The sequence below is a fragment of the Embleya sp. NPDC050493 genome (assembly GCF_044458105.1).
GTDB lineage: Bacteria > Actinomycetota > Actinomycetes > Streptomycetales > Streptomycetaceae > Embleya.
This window is the reverse complement of record NZ_JBITHP010000001.1, coordinates 256,039-280,120: the sequence shown is the minus strand read 5'-3', so window position 1 is coordinate 280,120 and position 24,082 is coordinate 256,039. Positions and strand designations below refer to the sequence as shown.

Below are 24,082 nucleotides of genomic sequence, written 5' to 3'. Positions count from 1 at the left end.
CGGTGGCCTCTCCTCAGGTCCGGGCGTAGCGGTTGGCGGGCAGCGACAGGCCGAGGTGTCCGCGCAGGGTGTCGGCGGTGTACGCCTCTCGGGCCAGGCCGCGTTCGCGCAGGATCGGCACCAGGTCCTCGACGATCCGGTCGAGGTCGTAGGGCAGTACGCCCGGGATCAGTGTGAAGCCGTCGACCGCGCCGCCGACGTACCAGCCGGCCAGGCGGTCCGCGAGGGCCTCGGGGGTGCCGGTGAAGCCGAGCCCGCCGGGGACCGGCACGTCGGATCGTGCGTCCAGGAGGCTGCGTTCGCGACGCGCATCCGAGTCGGTGGCGGCCAGGTACACGGTGATCTCGGCGAGTACCCGCAGTTCGCCGGGGTCGCGGTCGTTGCCTTCGGCGATGGCGTGCGCGCGCTCGCGCAGTCGGCGGGCCTCGTCCGGCCCGGACGCGTCGACGAAGAGCACGTCGGCGAAGCGGGCGGCGATCTCCAGCGTGTCGGGGCCGTCCACGGTGATCCCGATCACCGGCCGGCCCTGCGGTGGGCGCGGTGTGATGGAGGGGCCGCGGACGTCGAAGTAGGTGCCCTCGAAGTCCACGTAGTGCAGCTTGTTCCGGTCCAGGAATCGGCTCGTGGCCACGTCGCGGATGATCGCGTCGTCTTCCCAGCTGTCCCACAGCCGGCCGACCACGTCGACGAATTCGGCCTGTTCGTCGGCGAGTTCACCGGCGGGGGCAACCGGTTTGCGGCCGAAGTGCCGGGCCTCGGCGGCGGTACGGGAGGGCTGCGGCCACCAGCCGGCGCGGCCTCGGCTGACGTGGTCGAGGGTGGCGATCGAGGTGGATACGTGGAACGGCTCGGTGTGGGTGGTGGTCGCGGCGGGGATCAGGCCGATCGAGCCGGTCGCCGGGGCGAGCCGCGCGGCCACCGAGACCGCGTCGAGGCGGCCCGGTATCCGGGCCGACGGTGGGCCGAGCGAGTCGTCGAGTCGGACGAAGTCGAGCAGGCCGCGTTCGGCGGTGCGGGCCAGCTCGACCCAGTAGCGCGGATCGAACAACTCTGCGGGACGGGCGTGCGGCGAGCGCCACGCGGCGGGGTGGCGGCCGGCGCCGTCGAGCGCGACACCGAGGTGGAGGTGGCCGGTGGTCATGCGAACTCCCTTGTCGTACGGGTGGGTCGGCCCCCGGCCGGGTCGGCGGGCGGGTGCGCCGACCGGCGCGGGTCAGGCGACGGCGGCCAGGCGGCGCAGCCGCGCGGAGAACGCGTCGGCGAGCTCGTCCAGCGGCGCGATGCCTTCGGCTTCGATCCCGCCCAGGGCTTTGATCCCGACCTGGGCGGCCGTGATCCCGACCTGGGCCGTGATCCCATCCTGGGCATCGGGCCCGCCCTGGGCATCGATTCCGTTCCGGGCTTCGATCCCGCCTTCGACGGAGACGAACCGCTCGTGGACGAACCAGCCCTGTGCGACGTGGTCGGCGCCGAGCGAGGTGAGCACCGGGCGCAGCGCGTAGTCGAGTGCCAGGACATGCGCGGGGGTGCCGCCGGTGAGCACCGGCAGGATCTCCTTGCCGCGCAGCGCGAACTGCGGGAGCACGTCCAGGAACGTCTTGAGCACGCCGCTGTAGGCGGCCTTGTACACCGGGCTGGCGATCACCAGGGCGTCGGCCTCGGCGACCCGGGCCAGTGCGGCGCGCAGGTGGGGATCGGCGAAGTCGGCGTGCAGCAGTGCCTGCGCGGGCAGGTCGCGCACGGCGAGGGTGGATACGTCGTGTCCGTCGGCGGCCAACCGGGCGGCAACGTGGCGGGCGACGACGCCGGTGCGGGAGGTCGCGGAGGGGCTGCCCCATACGGTCAGGACGGTTGCCATGGGTTACCTCGGTTCGGGGGTGGTTCGGGTGGTGGTTCTGTCGGTGCTGCGGGTTCTGCTGTTTGCCGGTTCTGCGGGTTGCGCCGGGTTCTGCCGGTTCTGGGGATGCGTCGGGTTCTGCTGGGGTTCTCCGCGGGCCCTTCCTGGGGTTGCGGCAGGCTCTTCGGGGGTTCGTACGGGCCCTTCTGGGGTTTCGAGGGGCACTTCGAGGGTTCGTACGGGTCCTATTGGGGTTGGTGCGGGCTCGATTGGGTTTGGTGCGGGCTCGATTGGGGTTTCCGTGGGTCCAACTGCGGTTTCGGTGGAGTGATCAGGGGTTGTTCAGGGGTTGCCTAGGGGTGGTGTCATCGGTGACAAGCTGGTAATGCCGAGTGGGCCGATGGCGCCGGTAGGTCGTGTGGGTCGTGTGGGTCGTGTGGGTCGTGTGGGTCGTGTGGGTCGTGTGGGTCGTGTGGTTTGCGTGCAGCGCAGGGTTGCCGGGGCGATCGGCCGCGAAGGGAGGCGACTTCGACGGGAGGTCTCCCCCTCCTCACCGCCGTCGGCTCGGCTCGGCCTCCTCGATCTCCTCGGGCCCGTCGATCCCGGCGGCGAATTCAGGCCAATGGAGGGCCGTCCACGACGATCGGGCGGGCGTGATCGGGGCGTTCGAGGGGGGCCCGCTCGACGGGGAGATCGCTCCCACCGGCCGCTCCCACCGGCCTAGCGGTCGGATGCGGCAGGCGGTCGGCGAACGGTCGGTCCGGGTGCGGTGACGTACCGGGTACGCGTGGCATGGCCGGGCTCGGCGGTTCGGCCCCGATCGAGGGAACGCCGACGGCGCGGCCTGGGCCGCGCGCTTGGGTCAGCTACAACAGGCGGCGCTGGTGACGCGGCCGAGATCGATGTGGAGGCGGGCGGACAGCAGCCAACCGGCGGCGGACATGACCGCCCCGTCGCTGTGTCGCGCGTGCTGCGCCACCGGGATCCCCTCGCTGGGCCGTGGCGGAGCGCCACGGCGAGATGTTCCGGAACCTAACCCGCCGGGCGGTGCTCGGTCAATTGCTCGAAGACGACCGCGTCGGTTCGACGTTGACAACTCGTCAGGCGGCTCCGTAGCGTCGACGTCGTGAGCCCCGACCTCTTCCTCGTGTCGTGCCGCCCCATCGACCTGTGTCGTGTGGCCGGCGGGCTGTGTCGTACCCGCGGCTGATCTCGCCGCCGCGCCCCCCGGTCCCGTACGTCGATCCGGTTTTCCGCGTCGACCCGCGCACCGGGGAATCCCGGACTTCCGTCCGGATCGCGCACCCGGCCTTGTGGCGTAAGGCCCTTTCCACCCGCTGAACCATCATCTCGGCGTATCTGTGTACGTGTCCGCATCCGCATATGAATGCGAATGCGAATGCGAATGCGCATCCGGACGCCGGGTGATCGGTTCGCGTCTTCCGCCGTACCCCCACGAGGGGAGAGCCATGCCCGACCATCCGTCCGGCCGCCTCCGCCCCGTCGCCGTCTGCATCGTCGGCGCGGGACCCGGCGGCGCGTCCGTCCTCGAACGCCTCCTGGCCAACGTGCCCGAGTTGCTCGGTGACCGTCCGCTGCACGTACACGTCGTCGACCCCTACCCGCCGGGTGCGGGTCGGGTGTGGCGGCGGGCCCAGTCGTCGCTGCTGTGGGCCAACTCCTCGGCCGCCGACATCACGCTGTTCACCGACGAGGTGTCCACGATCGAGGGGCCGATCCGGCCGGGGCCCTCGCTGGCCGAGTGGGCCGCGGCGCGCGCCCACGAGCTGCGCGAGGGTCGGGGCGTCGCGGAACTGGAGCCGTTTGCGGCGGAGTTGGCCGCGTGTGGACCGACCTCGTTCCCGTCCCGGCCGTTGCTCAGCGCCTATCTGGCCTGGTTCTTCCGCACCGCAGTCGAAGGGGCGCCGGCCAACGTGCGGGTGATCGTGCATCAGACGACAGTCGTGGACATCTCCGACGGGCCGCGCCGGCAGCGGGTGCAGTTGGCCGGGCGGCGGCCACCGCTCCAGGTGGACGCGGTGATTCTGGCTCAGGGGCACCTGGACGCCGAGCCGACACCGAAGGAACGCGAGCAGATCAGGTTCGCCCGCCGGCACGGGCTCGCGTACATCCCGACCGGGTACACCGCAGACCTGGATCTGGATGTGCTGCGCCCTGGAGAGCCGGTGCTGGTGCGCGGTATCGGGTTGGCGTTCGTCGACCTGATGGTGCGGTTGAGCCACGGTCGCGGGGGCACGTTCGAGCGGGACGCGGCGGGGGTGCTGCGCTATCGGGCCTCCGGGCGCGAGCCGCTGCTGCTGGCGGCCTCGCGTCGCGGTGTCCCCTACCGCTCCAAGACGGGGTACCCGTGGACGGGTGAACGGCCGCCACTGCCACGGCACTTCACGGTCGAGGCAGCGCGTGCGGCGGTGGATGTCTGGCCGTTGATCGGCAAGGAGTTGGCCGGTGCGCACTATCACCGGCTGTTCACCGCGCACCGCGAGCGCACCACGATGGAATGGGCCGAGTTCGACGCGGAGTTCGCGGCAGCCGCCGATCCGAGCGAGTTGGTCGCACGCGCGGTGCCGGATCCGGCCGACCGGTTCGATCGGGCGCTGTTGGACCGGCCGGTGCAGGGGCGGCCGTTCGCCGACCAGGAGGCGCTCCAGGAGTGGATGCACGCCCACATCGAGGCCGACCTGACTCGCCGGCACGATCCCGCGTACAGCCAGGATCTGGCGGTGATACACGCGCTGTTGAGCGTGTACGGGGTGGTGCTTCGGCTTCAGGACGCGGGTGATCCGGTTCCGGACCCGGCCCGGCTGCTGGGCTTCTTCAGCTATCTGGCCAGTGGGCCGCCGGGGCCGCGCCTGGAGGAGTTGCTCGCGTTGGCCCGGGCCGGGGTGATCCGGTTCCTCGGTGAGGACGTCGAGATAGTCGGCGACGACGAGGTGGGCGACTGGCGGGCGAGCAGTCCGAGTCTGCCGGGCGTACGGGTGCATGCCCGCGCGCTGGTGGAGGCCCGGCTGCCCGATCCGTCGCTGGAGCGCACCCGGGACGCGCTGTTGCGCCGGCTGGCCGCGCGCGGCGAGGCGGGCACGGATTCGGCGGGACGGCTGAACTCGCGTCCGGGCGACCGTCGGGTGCTGGACGTGCACGGCGCAGCGCATCCGAGCCGGTTCGCGGTCGGCCACGGTGTGGCGGGCGGCGCCGGGAGCGCGGGGTTCTCCCGGCCCCGCTTCGACGCGCCCGCGTTCCGGGTCAACGACGCGTTGGTGCGGAGCGTGCTGAATCATCTGCGGGACATTGCACCCGCTGCCGATCGTGCTCTCGATCGGCCGGAACTTGTGACAGGAGCCACCCGGTGACCATTCAGCTCGGCTACGCGAGCCCCGTCGATGTCGACACGTACGGTCCGTATGCCGTCACCGATCCGCAGTATCCGTTCACCGGTCTGATCGGTGACCCCGAATTCCCGGAGGAGGCCGGGCGATACCACCTGTATCTGTCGCACGGCTGCCCGTGGGCGCACATCACGGCGATCGTGCGACATGCGCGCGGTCTCACCGACATCGTCGGCGCGTCGTATGTGGACGAGGAACGCGATGCCCGGGGTTGGGCGTTCCGGGAGCGGTTCGGCCCGGACCCGGTGAACGGGTTCACCCTGCTGCGGGAGGCGTACGAGGCGACGGAGCCGGGGTATGCGGGGCACATTTCGGTGCCGACCCTGTGGGATCGCTCCGGCGGTCGCATCGTGTCGAACGCGTTCGACGCCATCGCGAACAATTTGGCCACGAGCTTTGCCGAAGCGGTCGGCGAGCACGCACCGGACCTGTATCCCGAGGACCTGCGCGAGGCGATCGACATCACCGACACGGACTTCGCGACCGCCGCGCGCAAGGGCGGCCTGTGGACGTCCGAGGAGGGCGAGACGATCAATACGCTGGAGCGCTCGGATGCGCATCTGGCCGACAAGCGCTACCTGTTCGGGGATCGGCTGACGATCTCGGACATCCGGTTCTGGGTGAAGCTGCTGCGTTTCCCGCAGATCTACCGGGCCGCGATCACCCAGGACGGTCGCACTCTGGTGGACTACCCCAACCTGTGGGCGTACGCGCGAGACCTGTACTCGCGACCGGAGTTCCGCGAGACCACCGATCTCGCGGTGCAGGCGGAGAACGGGCTGCGTCGGTTCCCCGAGTCGCCGGCCTCCCCGACCGCAGAGCAGTGGGCGGCGCCGCAGGACCGGGCGGCGCTCGGCTGATCCTCGGCCCGCCGATCCGACGCGGGGTCGGGTCGGCGTCGGTCCTGCGGGATGCGCCGCACGTTGGGACGCGTGCGCGCGCCGGGGATCCCGGGGTGCGGGACCGGAGAGGGGGGTGCGCCGCCGGGCGGAGGGGGCCCGCGGCGCATCCCCGCGGGGGCAGGGACGTACCGCCGAACACGAGCGGATGGATGGACCGACCGGGCTTACGGCCCGGCTTGGTGGAGTGGCCGAGAGGCGAGGCAACGGCCTGCAAAGCCGTTCACGCGGGTTCGAATCCCGTCTCCACCTCGAAGGGGGAAGCAACGCGGGCCACCGGTCGCGTCGTGCGAGGGCAGGCAACGCCTCGCGCAAGCGACCGGCGGGACGCGGCAAGGCAGGGTGGAGTGGCCGAGAGGCGAGGCAACGGCCTGCAAAGCCGTTCACGCGGGTTCGAATCCCGTCTCCACCTCGAAGGGGGAAGCAACGCGGGCCACCGGTCGCGTCGTGCGAGGGCAGGCAACGCCTCGCGCAAGCGACCGGCGGGACGCGGCAGGACAGGGTGGAGTGGCCGAGAGGCGAGGCAACGGCCTGCAAAGCCGTTCACGCGGGTTCGAATCCCGTCTCCACCTCGAAGGGGGAAGCACGGCGCGAACCGTTGGCCGGTGGCTCGGAGTTCCCGACTCCGGGTCGATCGGCGGGCGGGATGCGGGTGGTGGGATGCGATGGAGTGGCCGAGAGGCGAGGCAGCGGTCCGCAAAACCGTGTACGCGGGTTCGAATCCCGCCTCCATCTCCGAGTTGGCGCAGGGCAGGGCGGGCGCGTATGGCGATGCCGGCCGTACGCGCCCGCCCGCTGGGGCTCTTGCGCGTGGGCGCGGGGATGCGTGGGCGCGGCGGTGTGTGGACGCGGGATGCGTGGGCGCGGGATGCGTGGGCGCGCCCGGGAAAAGATTCGGGCGCCGGGTGAACCTTGGTCCCCTTCGGGCCGCCCAAAGGATGGACGCCGTTCACCCGTAGTCCCGAGAATGTCCCGAACCTGTCCCTTTCGCTTTTCGGAGGCCCTGGGTGACATTCCGTCAGCAATCGTCTCGACGACGATCCGTGCCGAGTACGCGGCGGCGACGGATCGGTGTCGTGGCCACGACCGTGGCCGGCGCCCTCGCCGGCGGCGCGCTCGTCATCGCGCCCGCTCCCGCCGTTGCGGCGCCCGCCGTGGACGTATTGCTCGCCGAGGTGTACGGCGGCGGCGGCAACAGCGGCGCGAGCCTGACCAACGACTTCATCGAGTTGGCGAACAAGGGTTCGGCCGCCGTCGCGGTCGACGGTTGGAGCGTGCAGTACCTCCCGGCCGCGCCCAAGCCGACCTCGACCTGGCAGGTCACCGCGCTGACCGGCGCGGTTGCGCCCGGCGGCCGGTACCTGATCGGCGAGGCCAAGGGCGCCGGCGGCACCCTCGCACTGCCCGCACCGGACGCGCAGGGTGCGATCAACATGTCCGGCACCGGCGGCACCGTCGCGCTGGTCCGCGGCACCGCGCCGCTCACGTGCCTGACCGCGGCGGACTGCCTGGCCGACGGCCGCGTCGTGGACATCGCGGGTTACGGCGACGCGGTGGTCCGCGAGGGCAGCCCGGCGTCCGGAGCGTCGAACTCCGCTTCGGTGGCTCGGCTTTCGTCGCTCGCGGACACCGACGACAACGCCGCGGACTTCGCGGCGGGCGCGCCGACGCCGCTCAACGCGCGTGGACAGGGTCCGACCGACCCGGGTCCGGGCGAGCCGGAGCCGACCAACGCGCGCATCCACGAAATCCAGGGCAGCACTCGGATATCACCGAAGAACGGCACCCGGGTGACCGGCGTACCGGGTGTGGTGACCGGTGTGCGCGGCTTCGGCAGCGCACGCGGCTTCTGGTTCCAGGACAGCCGTCCGGACGACGATCCCCGCACGTCCGAGGGGCTGTTCGTGTTCACCGGCGCGGTCACCCCGCAGGTCGCGGTCGGCGACGCGGTCAAGGTGACCGGCAAGGTCGAGGAGTTCTACCCGGGCGGCGAGACCATCGGCGGGCAGTCGCTGACCCAGGTCACCGGCGCCACGTGGGTGATCGAAGCATCCGGCCAGGCGCTGCCCGCACCGGTGTTGCTCGACGCGGCCACCCTGCCGGACGCGTACGCACCCACCGGGACGCCGTCGATCGAGGCGCTCGCGCTGGAGCCGACGAAGTATGCGCTGGACCTGTACGAGTCGCTCGAAGGCCAGTTGACGCGCGTAGGCGAATCGCGCGTGGTCGGCCCGAGCACCTCGCACGGCGAGTTGTGGGTCACCCTGGAGCCGACGCAGAACCCGACCGCGCAGGGCGGCACGCTGTACAGCGGGTACGACGCGCAGAACGGCGGCCGGCTCAAGGTGGCGTCGCTGATCCCGTTCTCCCAGGAGCCGTTCCCGCAGGCGAACGTCGGCGACACGCTCACCGGCGAGACCCTCGGCCCGCTCACGTACGACCAGTTCGGCGGGTACTCGCTGGCCGCGACCACGCTGGGCAAGGTGGTCAAGGGCACGCTGACCCCGGAGACGACGCGGGACCAGAAGAACAGCGAACTCGCGGTCGCCACGTACAACGTGGAGAACCTCTCCCCCAAGGACACCCAGGCCAAGTTCGACCGGCTCGCGAAGGGCATCGTCACCAGCCTGTCCACGCCGGACGTGGTAGCCCTGGAGGAGATCCAGGACAACAGCGGACCGACCAACGACGGTGTGGTCGCGGCCGATCAGACGCTGGACAAATTGGTCGCGGCGATCAAGGCGGCCGGTGGACCGGCCTATTCGTGGCGCTCGATCGAGCCGGTCGACGGCAAGGACGGCGGTCAGCCGGGCGGCAATATCCGTAACGCGTTCCTGTTCGACGCTACGCGCGTCGAGTTCGTGGACCGTCCCGGCGGCGGTCCCACCAGCGCGGTGGGTGTGCGCAAGGACTGGCTGGGGCGTACCCGACTGACCCAGTCCCCGGGCCGGGTCTCCCCCGCGGACCCGGCGTGGGAGAACAGCCGCAAGCCGCTCGCGGCGGAGTTCCGCTTCCGCGGCAAGACGGTGTTCGTGATCGCGAACCACTTCGCCTCCAAGGGCGGCGACCAGGCGCTGGACAGCCGATTCCAGCCGCCGACGCGCAGTTCGGAGGTGCAGCGGCTGGCGCAGGCCAAGGTGCTGCGCGCTTTCGTGGACGAACTGCTGAAGTCCGACCCGAGGGCGAACCTGGTGGTGCTCGGCGACCTGAACGACTTCGCGTTCTCGCCGACGCTCCAGACGCTCACCGACGGCGGGGCGCTGCGCACCATGGTCGACACGTTGCCCGCGAACGAGCGTTGGGGGTACGTGTTCAACGGCAACAGCCAGATGCTCGACCACATCCTGACCAGCCCGCGGATCAGCCGTTTCGAGTACGACATCGTGCACGTGAACGCGGCGTTCGCGGACCAGGCGAGCGATCACGATCCGCAGGTGCTGCGCGTGCACCCGAGCACGGGCAACGACTTCCTGGATCTGCTGGAGCGGCTGTGGGAGGAGTTGATGGAGCGGGCCTGAGGGGGAACTTTGTCTCGGCCTTGACTTCGGTTCCCGGGCCTTGACCTTGACCTTGCCCTTGACTTCGGTCTTGCCCTTGACTTCGGTCTCGGCTCGGACTCGGATTTGACGTAGCGTCACTTCGCGCCCGGCATCGGATTCGGTGTCGGGCGCGAAGGTCGTTCGGGCAGTTTGGGTGGGGTCGGCCGGGCCAGGTTGGCCGGGCCGGGTTGGTCGGGCCGGGCCGCGTTGGTAGGGCCGGGCCCTCGCTGCGAACTACCTGTTAGTGGTGGGTCGTTCGGCCTGGGCCAGGGCCCGTGCGGCGGCCTCGGCGAGGGCGCAGGCGTCGGCGACGCAGTCGTAGTCGACGTGTTCGGGCAGGTCGGTGTGCAGGTGGTAGTGCGGGATCAGCTTCTGGTCGTCGATCGAGACCAGGGTCGCCGTCGGGTAGCCGTGCCGGTTGGGCACCACGCCGTCGGTGGAGCTGCGTGAGCGCAGGCCGGTCAGCACCGCGATGTCGTTGCGGGTGGCGCACTCGGAGAGCAGGTTGTTGAACGGGACGTCATAGGGCTCCATGCGCAGCGGTCCCTCGGCCTCCAGCAGGACCAGATTGCCGGATCCGACCGTGTCCACGTTGAGGAACCACGTGCGTTCGCGGTCGAGTTCGGGGAAGTGGCGACGGGCGAAGCCCCGAATGCCCTCCTGGAGCGCCTCCTCGGCACCGGCCGAGACGAGCAACACCCGCACACCGTCCACGGGTTCGTCGCGCAGGGTGGTGGCGAGCGCGACCAGCACGGCGACCCCGGACAGGTTGTCGTTGGCGCCCGGGACCGCGCGGCTGCGGCCGATCTGGGTGAACGCGGCCGTACTCGCCGCGGCGAGGCCGATCCCGACGCGGCGCACGCCCCTGGACCCGGTGGCCGCGCCGAGTGCGATCAGGGCGGGGCCGGCGACCACCGGCCACCACAGCGGCGGGTTCTCGCTCGCCTTGTCCAGCAGGTGCGGGTAGCGGGTGGCCAACCAACGCGCGGCCCGCTCGTCGAACACCGCTCCCGTGGGCGCCGCGTCGTGATGCGCCGTCACCACGAGGGTGCGCGCCGCGTCCGGGTCGCCGACGGAGGCGACCACGTTGTACGCGCTGCGCCGCCGGCCGCCGAGGGCGCGGCGGGCGTACTGGCCGCGATAGGAGATGTCGTCGGCGATGCCGAGGGTGGCGGCGGTGGCAACGAGCGTTGCCGCGACCCGCGAACGCCTGGCGAGCAGGCCGGCCACCGTCGCGATCGCGGTGAGCGTACCGATCGGGCGGGCGTACGAGGCGTAGGCCGGCTCCTCCTCGACCACGGCGTCCTTGGCCCCGAGTTCGCGTAACATCTCCGCGATCCGCTGCGCCGCCTCCCGCTCGCCGGCCGAGGTGGGCAGCCGCTCGATCCGGGCCAACGGCTCGATCACGGCCCGCAGTTCGGCCTCGGACGGTCGGCGCGACCGCTTCCCGCGGCCGCTCCCCCGATGCGCGTCGTCGTGTGTGTCGTCGTGTGCGCCGTGTCCCCCGCGACTCGTCATCTCGCCACGATGCCACGCCCACCGCCGCCGTGTCCGCCCTGCCGCACCCGTTTGTTACCGGCGTAGTCGGGTTGGGGGTCGGGCTTGGGCGTCGGGCTCGTGGCGGTTGGCCTGGGTGGTGGGTCGGGGTGCGTTGGTCTCGTGGCGGTGGGCCGGGGGCGCGGTGCGGCGCGCCGGCCTCGGGGCTCGCTGGGCTGGGCGCGTTGTGGGTTGGGGCCACGGTCGGCCCGGGGCACGGTCGGCCCGGGGCACGTCTGCTCGGGGCACGGTTTGCTCGGGGCGCGCCGGGTCGGGGCACGCAGGGCTCGGCGCGTCGTGAGTCGGGGCCGGGCGCAGCCTTTAGGCCTCCTGGCTTCAATCCCGCGTCGGGCTCGGCGGCGTCCGGTGCCGTGCATCGGCGTACCGGAAGAACACTCGCATAGTGGTTCTCTTCGGGTGGTTCGCCTGGGGCGGCGAGGTGCAGTGCCGAGCGTCGCGATACGGAGCCGGGCGTCGCGGTACTCGGTGCGGGATTGAAGACAGCTCTAGCAACGCTCGGGTGCGTCGACCGCCCCCGGCAGGTCCGTGACCTCGTCGACCACCGCGACCGGGGTCGCGTTCCTGCGCGTGGCCAGTACCGCACCGCCCAGGATCAGCACGAACGACGCCCCGATCGCGAGCGTGAAGTTCTCGTCCAGGATCAATACCCCCGCCGCCACCGCGACCGCCGGGTTGACGTACGTGATCACCGTCGCCCGCGCCGCACCCACCTCGCGCACCAATTCGAAGAAGATCACCATCGCGATCGCGGTGCACACCAGCGCCAGGACACCCATCGCGCCGAGCGCCTTTCCGCCCGGCACGTGCGAAGGCCACTGCACGGCGGCCAGCGGTATGTACACCAGCGCGGTGAAGCCCAGACACACCACCGTCATCGGCAGACTCGGCACGTCCTTGAGCCTGCGCTCCGCCACCAGCGCCGCCCCCGCGTAGCACAGGGCCGTCGCGAGCACCTCGAGCGCCGCCCACGGATCTCCGCCGCCGAGCGTGGGCCCGGCCAGCACCGCAACCCCACCGAACCCGATCGCCAGCCCGACCCAGCGCACCGCACCCATGCGTTCGCTACCGCCGGTCAGGTACACGAGCACCGCCCCGAAGATCGGCACCGACGCGATCAACAACCCCGTCGTCGAACTCGACAACCGCCGCTCGGCATCCGAGAGCATCCACCACGGCCCCACGAACTCGGTCACCGCGAACACCAGCAGCGGCCACTTGTACGGCCCCAACCCGCGCAGGCCCGCACCCCGCAACGCGAACGGCAACAGCAGCAGGGCCCCCAGCCCGGTACGCACGAACACCAGCACACCCGGCGACACCTCGTCCACCGCGACCTTGATCAGCAGGTACGGGATGCCCCAGATCACACACATGCACGCGAACAACAACGCCCCACGACGACTCACGGCCGTGTCCCCTCAATCTCTTGATCGAAGAGGATGATCAGTCACGCGAGGCCGATCGGTCTAGAACGTTGTTGCGCAGCACGCTGCTGCGGTAGCCGGCGGGGGTCACCCCCAGCACGCGGCGAAACCATCGCCCCAGATGCGCCTGATCCGCGAACCCGACCGCGAGCGCCGCCTCGGCCGGCGTCATCCCCGCGGCGAGCAGCACCTTGGCGCGGGCGACCCGGTACTGGGCGAGCCAGGCGTACGGGGGCAGCCCGACCGCGTCGCGGAACGCACGCAGCGTCTGGTAGCGGGACAGCCCGATCCCGGCCGACAACTCGCTCAGCGAGGGCGGGCTCACGAGTTGGTCGGCGAGCCGTTCGCGAACCGCGCGGGCCACCCGGGCTGCGTCCGGCGAGCCGTGCCGCTCGGCCCTGGCCCGTACCGCGTACCGCCCGACGAGCGCCCGCAGCACCTCCACGACACGGGACTCGCCCTCGAACGCGTCGCCGCCTGCGGTCAGGTGCATGTGTACGGCGACCATCTCGGCGGCGAGCCCCGGGTCGGCCACGAGCAGCGACGGGAAGTGCGGGGCGAGGCCGGGCAGGTCCTCGCCGACCAAGGCGGCGGAGGGGTAGAAGACCCGGTAGGCGTACCCCTCGGGGATACCGGGCCCGCCGGTGTGCGTCTCGCCCGGCTCGGCGACCACGATGGTCCCGGGCCCGGACCGATGCACCGCGCCGCGGTAGCCGATCTGCTCGACCCCCTCGACACACACCCCGATCGCGTACTCCTCGTGCGCGTGCGGCGCATACCGATGCCGCCGAAACCGCGCGGTCATCAGATCGAGAGGCGTGTCCTCGACCCCATACACACGCGTCCAAACAGCGGACTCACCACGCCCACGATCGGGCCGCGCCCGGAGGTCGGCGCGGGGAGCTTGACGCCCACTCGACCCACTCGACCCACCTGGACCACTTGCGCCCACTGGGCCACATGCGCCACCCCTGCCACCCACCGCGCCCGTGCCACCCCATGCACCCGCGCCATCCGTACCACCGACCGCGCCGGTGCCACCCAACGCACCCGCGCCACCCGGCGCAACCTCACCACTCATGTCGATGCGCTCTCAAATAACCATGCACCGGCCGCCCCGGCACGATCGGCTCGAACCACTCCTCCGGCCCGGGGTCCGACAACCGCAACTCCACCGACTCCGGATCGTCCGACGCCGCATCGCTGAACGTCACGAACGCCGCCTCGACATCGTCGTCGTACAACCCGTGCCGCTCCAACAGCGACGCCGCCTGATCCACCAACAACCGCAAGGCCATCTCCTCCGCAAAGCACGCGGGCGGCGCCCACTCGTTCCCACCGAGCCGCCCGGTGACCGTGACGGCAGCCACCACGAACCGCCGGACGAACCCCTCCTCCAGAATCGGCAACGCATCCAACACGAAAAACGAGGCCCCGTCCGCCTCACGAAGATTCACCAGATCCGTGAACAGCAGATCCACGAGCACCCCGACCGAGCCCGCCACGGCCCCCGCCGCCAGCCGGGCCTTCTCCTCGGGCACGTCCGGCTGCGCGGTGTCCGGCTCACACCCGAACGCATCCAGCCCGAACGCCCGCACCCCCGCGGCTTGCCGCTCGATCCGCAATCGCTCCTCGGGCATCGGCCGCCGCGCCCGCAACGCCGGATCCCCCGCCGGAGCGTCCGGCCCGTCCGCCGCCAGCAAACTCTCGTACACCAACTCCTCGTGCAACTGCACCTCGCTGCGCACCACCCGCCAATCCGCGAGCAACACACTGGCCTCCAGCACCGCCAGCACCATCTGCCGCGCCGTCCGCTCGGCCGCCTCCAACGTCGGCGCATCCACCGACATCAACACCGCAGCCCCATCCGACCGAGGCGTGACCCGATAGTCCACCAGGTCCACCCCGACCCCATCCGCCTCCTCGAACCCCTCCACGGACTCGAGCCCATCACTCAGCAACGCCCCGACCCCGAGCCGCTGGAGTTCATCCAGATCGGGATAGGTCTCGAGCGGCACGACATCGACATTCACCGGATAAGCCACCCCAAGATCTTCCCGGACCCACCCCCCTCCCCACGCCCGACACCACCGAACAACCACGTGGCGGACCACCCCCCGAAGTGCGATATGGTTTCCGTGTTCGGCCAGCCGAACACCGGGACGTGGCGCAGCTTGGTAGCGCACTTGACTGGGGGTCAAGGGGTCGCAGGTTCAAATCCTGTCGTCCCGACGGTGTTTACGCAGGTCAGGGTCGGTATCTCTCGCGAGATACCGGCCCTGACTCGTTCTGCGTGTCTAACTGCGTGACTACGGCTCCCGAGTGACCCCGAAGATGTCGTCCATCGCCACGGCGCCGGTCTGGACCACGGGGCGAATCTGAGGCACGGCTGCGGCCGTGGATCACTCGTATCCAGCGGTTCGGGCAGGGCAACGGAATAACCGTGACGCCGCGTACCCCGGCCGGAATCGCGTTCCGGCGCGGCGTGCCTGCCCTCCAGGAACGGCTGCCGCTTGGCGGTCTGCTGCTGCGCGACCGGATCCGCATCTCGAACGGCTTCGTCCTGCCCGACTACACCTCTTACGAAGGCGCCCGGCGGTCATCGAGCACGTCGATCTCTCCACGCCGGCCTACCGACACCGCAGAACACAAGAGCACGACATGAACATGAATGCGAAGACGTGGTTCGTCACCGGCGCGTCCAAGGGCTTCGACCGGCAGTGGACCGAGGCCGCGCTGGAGCGGGGCGATCGGGTCGCGGCGACGAGCCGGACCCTCGACGCGTTCGATGAGCTGGTCGAGATCCATGGCGACAACCTGCTGCCGATCCGGCTGGACGTCACCGACCGCGCGGCCGTCGACGCCGCGGTACGACAGGCCGTCGACCGCTTCGGGCGCCTCTACGTCGTGGTCAACAACGCCGGCGACGGCCTGTTCGGCATGGTCGAGGAGATCGGCGAGGAACTGGCCCGGGCGCAGATCGAGGTGAATCTGTTCGGTCCGCTGTGGGTCACCCGGGCGGCGCTGCCGCATCCGCGGGCGCAGGCGGCGGACACAACGTCCAGGTCTCGTCGATCGGGGGGCCTTCTCGCTGCCGGGCCTCGGCGTCTACCACGCCTCGAAGTTCGCTTTGGAGGGATTAACCGCGAGCCTCGCCATGGAGGTCGCGGACTTCGGTATCAGGGTCACCCTGGTCGAACCCGCCGGATACGCCACCGAGTGGGCGGGGCCGTCCGCCGTGCATGCCGAACGGCTGCCCGCCTACGGCGAGTTCCACGCCGCCATGCTCGCCCACCGCGACGGCGGCCGACTGGTCGCGGGCACGTTCGCCGGCACCGGCAACATTCGTCAACGCGAAGCGTTCGCGCCTGTCGCCTCGGCCGAGGCGAGGCCCGCGTCCCCAAGCGCGGCGCATGTTCATGTTGTCGGGTTGATGTGCCGTTGGTTGTCGGCGTTCCAACTGGCCAGGAGGCGGATCGCGTCGGCTTCGGGGGTGCCTGGTTGGGGTGTGTGGACGGTGAGGATCCGGCTGGAGGCGGCGTCGATGTGCAGGGTCTCGTAGGGCAGTGTGATCTCGCCGATGAGTGGGTGTCGGAAGGTTTTTGTGCCGGCGCGGTGGATTCGCACGTCGTTGCTTGCCCAGCGCGTCCGAAATTGCGGGCTGCGGGTGGCGAGTTGCCCGATCATGGCGGTCAGGTCGGGGTCGTCGGGATGGCGGCCGGCCTCGATGCGCAGCATCGCCACCGTGTCGGCTGTGATCCGGTCCCACTCGGGGAACAGGTCCCGGGCCCTGGGCTCTTCGAGGAACAGGAAGCGGGCGCAGTTCGGCTGTTCGTGCAGGTCGTACATCGGTGCGAGGAGTGCGCGCCCCAGTGTGTTGGCCGCGAGGATGTCGAACCGACCGTTGAAGACCATCGCGGGTAGGTGGTCCATCGAGTCGAGCAGCAGCCGGATCCCCGGGGTGACCAGGTCCTTCCCCACACGGCGGCGCCGTTTGCGGGCCGCGGGGGTCAGGGCGGCGAGCAGCCGGTCGAGGTGGGCGCGTTCGTCCTTGTCCAGGCGCAGGACGCCGGCGACGGCGTCGACGACGCCGGCGGAGGGCCCGGTCGCCTGGCCGCGTTCGAGCCGCACGTAGTACTCCGGGCTGACCCCGGCGAGCAGCGCGACCTCCTCCCTGCGCAGGCCCTTCACCCGACGGCGGGTGCCCTGCGGAGGAAGGCCGGCGTCGGTGGGGGTGACCCGGGCACGGCGGGTGGTCAGGAACTCGCGGACCGCGGACCGGGCGGCCTCCTGTTCGTCCATGGATCGAGGGTAGGCCCGGCCCACGCGCCGGAAGGGGTCCCTGCGAGTACCCCTTTCAGCCGTGCCTGTCGGGATGTGGTGAACCGATGTTGGCTGGTCGTCGGCGGGGATCGGGAAACGCCCGGACAGCACGGATGCCCGTCCTCGCCGCTTACCCCTGACGCACCTTCCTGCGCCACTCCCCCTCCACGAGAAAAGAGTCCTTCGATGCGGAACGCGATGCTCGGGAGCCTGCGGGTTTCCCGGATCGGCCTGGGCACCATGACCATGGCCGGCACCTACATCTCCGGCGGCGGCCTGGACGACGCCGAATCCGTCCGCGCCGTCCATCGCGCGCTCGACCTCGGCGTCACCCACATCGACACTGCGGAAAGCTACGGCCCGTTCCACAGCGAGGAGATCGTCGGGCAGGCGCTGGAAGGCCGGCGCGACCGGGCCGTCATCGCCACGAAGTTCGGCATTCTGTCGCACGGCGGCGACGCGACCGCCATGTTCGACAGCAGCCCGGCCAACATCCGCACCGCCGTCGAGGGCTCTCTGAAGCGCCTGCGCACCGATCGGATCGACCTCTACTACCAGCACCGGGTCGACCGGAACACCCCCATCGAGGAGACCATCGGCACCGTGGCCGAGCTGGTCGCCGAGGGCAAGGTCCTGCACATCGGCCTGTCCGAGGCCTCACCGGACACGATCCGCCGCGCCCACGCCGTTCACCCGATTTCCGCGTTGCAGACCGAGTACTCCCTGTGGACCCGCGACGTCGAGACCGAGCTGTTGCCTCTGCTGCGCGAGCTGGGTATCGGCCTGGTCCCCTACGCGCCGCTCGGGCACGGGTTCCTCACCGGCGGGATCCGCACGCCGGAGGAGATCCCCGAGGGGGACTGGCGCAAGACCAATCCGCGCTTCGTCGGCGAGGCCTTCCGGCAGAATCTGCGGCTCGTGGAGGAGGTACGGGCCATCGCGGGCGAGGTCGGTGCGACCCCGGCCCAGATCGCTTTGGCTTGGCTGGTGGCCCAGGGCGGGGACATCGCCCCGATCCCCGGAAGCCGGCGCGTCGCGCGCGTCGAGGAGAACACCGCCGCCGACGGCGTCGTCCTGACCGCCGGTCGGTTGCGGCGGCTCGACGCCCTCACGCCGGCGACCGGCGCCCGGCACGACGACTTCAACGAGTCCACGATCGACCGCTGAACCGGCACCGACGCGGACAACCGCAACCCGAACACGACATTCACCGAGGTTCTCGACGCCCGAGAGCCCTCGCCCTCAGGAGGCACGTCATGTCCGCAGCCACGTCACCGACCGAGCGCAACCGCGCGGTCGTCGAAGCCATGTTCGCCGCGGCGAACAAGGGCGACATCGAGGGAGTCCTCTCCCACCTGTCCGACGACATCGCGGTCATCGAACCGATGTTCCTGCCTTTCGGGAAGGCGTACCACGGCAAGGACGAATTCCTCGCCCTCGCTCAGGTCCTGCCCGACTACCTCGACATCTCCTCGATCACGGTGCACTACACCATCGCCGACGGCGACCGCGTCGCGGCGTGCGTCGGCATCACCGACATCGCGACCGGAGAGCCGACCCGGTTCATCGAGCAATTCACCGTCAAAGACGGCAAGATCGTTGAGAACCGGCTCTTTTACCACGATGCCGGCACCTTGGTCGACAAGCCCAAGGTGGTTTAGCGCATAGGTGGTTTGGCGCATAGGTGGTTTGGCGCATCCGGCCCTCGCCGTCGACCGCGCAGTGGTCGTTCCCCGGCCGGCGGCGCCGTCGCGTGGGGTCGGTGGCGGTTCCGGAGCGCCCGGGCGCCCCGCCGGGTCTGGTGCTCACCCCGACGCGGCCGTACCCCGGGCGGATGCGGTTCGTGCTCGTATGACGGCGTCGTGGAGGGCCTTGGGGTCGTCCGCGTGCAGGCGGATCACCCGTACGAGGCGGGGTGCGCCGAAGAACTGCGGTGCGTCGACCGGTTCGGTCAGGTCGAGGGTGAGCGAGGTCTGCGCGCCGACGGTCAGGTTCAGCTCGCCGTCCTTCCGGTCATGGGTGAACCGCGTCTCACGGCGGATGGAGGCGATCCGGTCGAGCGGTACACGAATGTCGACGTGGGCCGCCCGGCGCACGCGCAGGACACCGTCGGCGAGCACGTGCGGGCGGGTGACGGCGGCGGCGTGCAGGCCGAAGAGGAACAGGACGGTGTAGATGTCGACGACGAGGAACACGGAGTGCACGACGGGCCGGTCGGCGAGCAGGTACGACATGGCGAGGGTCTCGATCACGCAGGCGAACGCGAGGCCGAAGATCAGGGCGGCCTGGTCACGGGCGTGCGGGAAGACCGCGTCGGCCCTGTCGACACCGTACGGACGGCGTACGGCCCACCGGGCCAGGCTCGCCATGATCCGCGCCTCGTGTACCACGCATCGCCGCGCGCGCTCGGGGACGAGTCGTGCGAATGCTTCTCGTCGGGAGAGTCCGCGTCGCCGCAGCCGCCGCCAGACCAGGGCCTCGGAGCCGAGCAGCACCGGCAGGAGCAGTCCCCCGCCGAGCAGGGCGGCGCCGGGCACCGGCACGGCGCCGAGCAGGCAGGCGAGCGAAGCGAGTTGGGCCGACAACACGGTGACGCGCAGTGTCCGCAGAACGCGTCCCCGTGCGGGGGTGGCGGGTTCGGGCCGGAGCGTGCGGATCTCCGAGGTCGTCACGATGGTCCCTCACGTCGTTCCCGCACCAGTTCGATCGCGCGGCGGATCGCTGCCGATTGGGCCGGTGCCATGTCCGCGAAGACGGCTTCCGCCAGACCGCGGCCGGCGGTGTCGGGGTATTGCATCGCAACGTCGTCGGGCAGAAGTTCCGCGAGTACGGCCGCGGCGCCGGCCACGCGCGGGTCGTCCGGTTCCGCCTCGGCGAGGTCGTCCAGCAGGCCGTACACCTCGCCCGCGTGCGCCTCCATGCCGCGCAGCGCCTGCATCAGCCGCACCCGGTCCTCCTCGGGGATCACGGTGTCCAGGAGGGCCAGAACCTCCCGGTCCTTCACTGCCATCGGGGAGGCCGGCACCTCGCCGAGACCCGCCAACAGCGTGGTCAGCTCCGGTGACAGCGGCCCCTCGGCGGTCAACCGGCCGGCCCGCGCCTCCTCCAGCAGTACGGCGAGCCGCGCACGCCGCTCCCGGACGACCGCTTCCTGCCGGCCGAGGTCTTCGTCCAACTCCCGCAGTACCTCCACCAGTTCGCGGCCCTCGTCGTCCGCGAGGACGTCCCGCACCTCGTCGAGGCCGAGCCCGAGTTCGCTCAGCCGCCGGATCCGGGCGAGGAGCACGGCGTCCCGGATGCCGTACTCGCGGTATCCGTTGCCTCGCCGTACGGGCTCGGGCAGCAGTCCGAGATGGTGGTAGTGCCGCACGGCCCGAGGAGTGACCCCCACGAGGGCGGCGATCTCGCCGATTCGCATGCGTCCAGTAGAAACCCTGACGTTGCGACAAGGTCAAGCATCTCAGGGGGCCGCCCTCCGAACCCCACGGATCCGAGGCCCGGGAGGACATCGTGGATCTCGGGGGGCCGCCCTCCGAACCCCACGGATCCGAGGCCCGGGAGGACATCGTGCCGGAAGGCCCACCCGAAGCTCCTGTCGGGCCGATCAGCCGTTGCTATCTTGGCAGTTCGGGACATATGGCATGCGGTGCGAGGCCGCCGCACGTCGCGGGGAGGGTGATGATCGATGCGGAGGACCGCCACGAGCCCGGTCGATACGGCGTGTGGTGTGACGCACCGACCGGGGCCGCCTGTTCCGAAACGTGCCGGTCGACGGCTCGACGGACCTTCATCGGTCGTCTGACCGAAGCGACCCGGTGCGACCGCCTCCTACGCTGACGACATCCCGCGATACCCGTCCCCACGCAGGAGTCGTTCCGTGACCGAAGCCCCGCATCCGCTCTCCCCGGGCACGCACACCCTTGACGTGGATGGCACCATTCACCGATACCACGTGTCCGCTACCGGCCCGGTCCGCCTGGTCCACTCCCACGCCCTTGCCTTCGCCTCCGCCGTGGCCGACTTCGTGCCCGGCCACCGCGAGCGACCGCAGGACGTGCAATGACCGACCGCCACGTGATCCACATCACCTGGGCGGCGTCGAACTCGTGCCCGGAGCAGGCATCTTGTCGATGTCAGCGGTACCGCAGGCGGCATCCGCGATCCGCACCGTCCCCGGCGAACCGCCGCAGCGCGTGCCGGTCGGGTGTGCTCGTCGGCGCGGCGCCGAACGCAACGGACCAGGAGGTGTCGGCATGGACGACCGCACCGGCGCGGAGACCGGAACCGGGGTCCACGACCTCTTCGGCGCCTCGGGCGGCGGCCACGCGCCCACCATCGACGACGGGACACTGGTCGGCCGCGCGGCAGACCTGGCGCGGCTCGGCGCGTTCGTCGTCGAAGTCGGCGACCGTGGCGGGGCGTTGGTACTGCTCGGGGATCCGGGGGTGGGAAAGACGGCGCTGCTGGGCGTGTTCGCCCGGGAGGCCGAGGCCGCCGGGATTCGGGTGCTGCACACCGTGGGTGTTCAGTACCGGGCCCAGACGGGATACGGGGCGCTGCGGCAACTGTTGACCTCCGTTGCCGACGTGCGGTCCCGGGCCGGCGCCATGCCCGTCCTGGCCGCGGTGGCGGATCTGGGACACGCGGCCGTGTCCGGGCGACAGGAGGCGGTCGCGGCGGCCGTGGTGTCGCTGTTCACGGATCTGTCCCGTGAGCGGCCCACCGTGCTCGTGCTGGACGACGCGCAGTGGCTGGACCCGGCAAGTGCCGTGGTGTTCGCGCATGTGGCGCGTGCGTTGGCGGGGGTGGCCCGGGCCGGCATGGTGTGCGCGGTCCGGGTCGGTGACGAGAGCTTCTTCGCCCACGGCGGCCTCCCGTTGCACGAGTTGGGCCCGCTCTCCGAGGCCGCGTCGGAGGAACTCCTCGTCCGCCGCTTTCCCTCGCTCGCCGCGAGAGTGCGCCGGCGGCTGATGGCGGACGCCGAGGGCAACCCGCTCGCGCTGCTCGAACTCCCGGCCGCGCTCACCGACTCCCAACGCAGCGCCGGCCGGGCTCTGCCGCGACGCATCCCGCTCAGCCGGCGGCTCCAGGCGGCCTTCGCCTCCCGGATCACGATGTTGCCGGCGGCCACCCGGCATCTGCTGCTCGTCGCGGCCCTGGAGGGCAGCGGCAACCTGCTGGTGGTGCGCCGGGCCGTGGCCGGGCGGTGCGATCTCAAACACCTCGCCCCCGCCGAGCGGGTCGGCCTCGTCCACGTCGACGACACGACGGGCCGTCTCGGGTTCCGGCACTCCCTCATTCGCTCGGCGGTGGTGGACCTGTCCACCAGCGACCAGCGGCGTGGTGTGCACCGTGCGCTGGCCGAGGCGTGGGCGGGGGTGCCCGAGCAGCGGGTGTGGCACCTGGCGCAGGCGGCGGAGGAGCCCGACGGGCAGATCGCCGCGCTGTTGGAGGAGACCGCGGAGACCGGCGCCCGGCGCGGTGACGGGCCGAGCGCGGTGGCGGCGCTGGTGCGCGCCGCCGACCTGAGCCCGGCGGCGGCCGAGCAGGCCCGGTTGCTGGCCAAGGCCGCGTACGTCGGGGCGAACATCACCGGCGATCTGCGCGAGGTGCCTCGTCTGCTGGAGCACGCCCGCCGGATCCACCCCGACTCCGACTCGCCGGCCGCCACGGTGGCCGCCACGATGTACCTCCTCAACAGCCATGGTGACGTCGACACCGCGCACCGCCTCCTGTCCGGCGCCATCGCACTCCAACCCGAGCCCTACGACCTGAGCGACCCCACCCTGCTCGAAGCCCTGTCCACGCTGCTCATCGTGTGCGTCTATGGCGCCAGGGCCGGCCTGTGGGCGGACTACGACGCGGCATTGGCCAAGTGCACCTCGGTCCCGGACACCCTGCGATTGTTGCGGGCCACGTTCGCCGACCCGGCCCACGCCCGCCCGTCCGACTGGGATCGGCTCGACGCCGCCGTCGCGGCTCTGGCCGACACCTCCGACCCGGTCCGCATCGTCCGCATCGGCACCGCGGGTGCGTACGTCGACCGCCTCGGCGCCATGGCCGAACCGCTGTTGCGCACGGCGCGGGGCGGAAGCGGCGGCGAGAACCATTTCCCGGCCATCCAGGCGTCGTTCCTGTGGGGCAGCCATGCCTGGTTCACCGGCCGGTGGGCCGAACTGCGCGACGTGGTCGGCAACGGGCTGGCGCTGTGTGAGGAGTTCCACTATCCGCTGCGGTCCTGGACCGGAAAGTTCGTCCTGGCGTGTGTGTCCGCGGCCTGCGGCGACTTCGCGACCGCCCGCTCGCTCGCCGAGGGAATGGACCAGTGGGGCGGCTCCCGCAGAGCACGCGCCGTCTCCTGCTACGCCGCGCACGTGAAGACGCTACTCGCCCTGTCCCGGGGCGACTTCGAGTCGGCTTACCACCACGCGTGCCGGATCTCGCCCGCCGGGACACTCGCCCCGTTCGTCGGACACGCGCTGTGGGCGATCCTGGACACGGTCGAGGCGGCGGCGCGAACCGGCAGGCACGACAAGGCACGCGACCACGTCGCGGCGGCTCGCGAGGCGGGGCTCGACACGGTCTCGCCGCGCCTGCGCTTCGTCCTGGGCGCGTGCGGCGCCATGGCGGCGCGCAACGACGCCGAGGCCCTGCGCCGCTTCGGCGAGGCCCTGGCCGACGAGGACACCCAACGGTGGCCGTTCGACCACGCCCGCATCCGGCTGTACTACGGCGAACGGCTGCGGGCCGGCGGGGCACCCATCCCGGCCCGCTCGCAACTGGCCGCGGCCGTCGAGGGCTTCGAACGGCTCGGCGCGGCGCCCTGGGCACGGCGCGCCCGCGAGGAGCTACGCGCCTGCGACGACCACGTCCCGCGGATCGGCGCACTCACCCCTCAGGAACACCGGATCGCGAGCCTGGCGGCGACCGGCCTGAGCAACAAGCAGATCGGCGAGCGCCTGTTCCTGTCCCCGCGAACGGTCTCCTCCCACCTGTACCGGGCCTTCCCCAAGCTGGGCATCACCTCCCGGGCCGGCCTGCGCGACGCCCTCGACGGCGCCCGGCAGTGACGAAGCGCGGCCTCGAATTGCGTCAAATG

The 24,082-nt window shown here is 71.2% G+C and carries 16 protein-coding genes, 5 tRNA genes and 1 pseudogene; 13 read left to right on the top strand and 9 right to left on the bottom strand.

The window, feature by feature from the left end:
• Positions 1-13 precede the first annotated feature (13 nt).
• Together ACIBM5_RS01010 and ssuE are read right to left on the bottom strand one after the other, a co-directional pair.
• Positions 14-1,141, bottom strand: coding sequence for an LLM class flavin-dependent oxidoreductase (locus ACIBM5_RS01010; RefSeq protein WP_396004758.1), 1,128 nt, complete (start codon positions 1,139-1,141; stop codon positions 14-16).
• Positions 1,142-1,213: 72 nt separating this feature from the next.
• Entirely contained in the window at positions 1,214-1,858 is a 645-nt protein-coding gene (gene ssuE, locus ACIBM5_RS01005; RefSeq protein ID WP_396004757.1) for an NADPH-dependent FMN reductase, read from the bottom strand.
• Between the two features lie 1,448 nt (positions 1,859-3,306).
• Here ssuE and ACIBM5_RS01000 point away from each other — a divergent pair.
• From ACIBM5_RS01000 to ACIBM5_RS00970, 7 genes are all read left to right on the top strand, one after another.
• Positions 3,307-5,205, top strand: a complete 1,899-nt coding sequence (locus ACIBM5_RS01000) for an FAD/NAD(P)-binding protein (RefSeq protein ID WP_396004756.1) — start codon at positions 3,307-3,309, stop codon at positions 5,203-5,205.
• Positions 5,202-6,101, top strand: coding sequence for a glutathione S-transferase C-terminal domain-containing protein (locus tag ACIBM5_RS00995; RefSeq protein WP_396004755.1), 900 nt, complete (start codon positions 5,202-5,204; stop codon positions 6,099-6,101). Before ACIBM5_RS01000 ends, ACIBM5_RS00995 begins: the two co-directional genes overlap by 4 nt.
• A gap of 220 nt (positions 6,102-6,321) precedes the next feature.
• Positions 6,322-6,392, top strand: a tRNA-Cys gene (locus ACIBM5_RS00990).
• A gap of 89 nt (positions 6,393-6,481) precedes the next feature.
• Positions 6,482-6,552: transfer RNA gene (locus ACIBM5_RS00985), tRNA-Cys, on the top strand.
• An 89-nt stretch (positions 6,553-6,641) separates the two neighbouring features.
• Positions 6,642-6,712: transfer RNA gene (locus tag ACIBM5_RS00980), tRNA-Cys, on the top strand.
• A gap of 92 nt (positions 6,713-6,804) precedes the next feature.
• A tRNA-Cys gene (locus ACIBM5_RS00975) sits at positions 6,805-6,875 on the top strand.
• A 341-nt stretch (positions 6,876-7,216) separates the two neighbouring features.
• On the top strand, positions 7,217-9,658 hold the full coding sequence (locus ACIBM5_RS00970) for an endonuclease/exonuclease/phosphatase family protein (protein WP_396004754.1): 2,442 nt from the start codon (positions 7,217-7,219) through the stop codon (positions 9,656-9,658).
• Positions 9,659-9,913: 255 nt separating this feature from the next.
• Here the strand turns inward: ACIBM5_RS00970 and ACIBM5_RS00965 are convergent, their stop codons facing one another.
• The 4 genes from ACIBM5_RS00965 to ACIBM5_RS00950 form a co-directional block, all read right to left on the bottom strand.
• Positions 9,914-11,197, bottom strand: coding sequence for a M28 family peptidase (locus tag ACIBM5_RS00965; protein WP_396004753.1), 1,284 nt, complete (start codon positions 11,195-11,197; stop codon positions 9,914-9,916).
• A 524-nt stretch (positions 11,198-11,721) separates the two neighbouring features.
• On the bottom strand, positions 11,722-12,642 hold the full coding sequence (locus tag ACIBM5_RS00960) for a DMT family transporter (RefSeq protein ID WP_396004752.1): 921 nt from the start codon (positions 12,640-12,642) through the stop codon (positions 11,722-11,724).
• Between the two features lie 37 nt (positions 12,643-12,679).
• Complete coding sequence (locus tag ACIBM5_RS00955; RefSeq protein ID WP_396004751.1) at positions 12,680-13,465, bottom strand: helix-turn-helix domain-containing protein; 786 nt, start codon at positions 13,463-13,465, stop codon at positions 12,680-12,682.
• A 265-nt stretch (positions 13,466-13,730) separates the two neighbouring features.
• Positions 13,731-14,705: a hypothetical protein gene (locus tag ACIBM5_RS00950; protein ID WP_396004750.1), complete on the bottom strand. Its 975-nt coding sequence runs from the start codon at positions 14,703-14,705 to the stop codon at positions 13,731-13,733.
• 113 nt (positions 14,706-14,818) lie between these two features.
• On the opposite strand from ACIBM5_RS00950, the gene ACIBM5_RS00945 reads away from it, so the two are divergent.
• Both ACIBM5_RS00945 and ACIBM5_RS00940 read left to right on the top strand, forming a co-directional pair.
• Positions 14,819-14,892 (top strand) — tRNA-Pro (locus ACIBM5_RS00945).
• Positions 14,893-15,321: 429 nt separating this feature from the next.
• Positions 15,322-15,645 (top strand): annotated as a pseudogene (locus ACIBM5_RS00940) (SDR family NAD(P)-dependent oxidoreductase); the annotation flags it as partial.
• Between the two features lie 432 nt (positions 15,646-16,077).
• On the opposite strand, the gene ACIBM5_RS00935 reads toward ACIBM5_RS00940, so the two are convergent.
• The gene (locus ACIBM5_RS00935) at positions 16,078-16,962 is read right to left on the bottom strand and encodes a helix-turn-helix domain-containing protein (protein WP_396004749.1); all 885 of its coding nucleotides are present in this window, start codon (positions 16,960-16,962) and stop codon (positions 16,078-16,080) included.
• 207 nt (positions 16,963-17,169) lie between these two features.
• On the opposite strand from ACIBM5_RS00935, the gene ACIBM5_RS00930 reads away from it, so the two are divergent.
• A complete protein-coding gene (locus tag ACIBM5_RS00930) occupies positions 17,170-18,150 on the top strand; it encodes an aldo/keto reductase (RefSeq protein WP_396004747.1) in 981 nt (326 codons plus the stop codon).
• Positions 18,151-18,239: 89 nt separating this feature from the next.
• Positions 18,240-18,644: a nuclear transport factor 2 family protein gene (locus ACIBM5_RS00925; protein WP_396004746.1), complete on the top strand. Its 405-nt coding sequence runs from the start codon at positions 18,240-18,242 to the stop codon at positions 18,642-18,644.
• Positions 18,645-18,788: 144 nt separating this feature from the next.
• On the opposite strand, the gene ACIBM5_RS00920 is transcribed toward ACIBM5_RS00925, so the two are convergent.
• Complete coding sequence (locus tag ACIBM5_RS00920; protein ID WP_396004745.1) at positions 18,789-19,655, bottom strand: hypothetical protein; 867 nt, start codon at positions 19,653-19,655, stop codon at positions 18,789-18,791.
• Positions 19,652-20,401, bottom strand: coding sequence for a MerR family transcriptional regulator (locus tag ACIBM5_RS00915; RefSeq protein ID WP_396004744.1), 750 nt, complete (start codon positions 20,399-20,401; stop codon positions 19,652-19,654). The genes ACIBM5_RS00920 and ACIBM5_RS00915 overlap by 4 nt, the downstream gene beginning before the upstream one ends.
• A 459-nt stretch (positions 20,402-20,860) precedes the next feature.
• Between ACIBM5_RS00915 and ACIBM5_RS00910 the strand changes: the two genes are divergently transcribed.
• On the top strand, positions 20,861-21,046 hold the full coding sequence (locus tag ACIBM5_RS00910) for a hypothetical protein (RefSeq protein ID WP_396004743.1): 186 nt from the start codon (positions 20,861-20,863) through the stop codon (positions 21,044-21,046).
• A 190-nt stretch (positions 21,047-21,236) separates the two neighbouring features.
• The gene (locus ACIBM5_RS00905) at positions 21,237-24,053 is read left to right on the top strand and encodes an AAA family ATPase (protein WP_396004742.1); all 2,817 of its coding nucleotides are present in this window, start codon (positions 21,237-21,239) and stop codon (positions 24,051-24,053) included.
• Positions 24,054-24,082 lie beyond the last annotated feature (29 nt).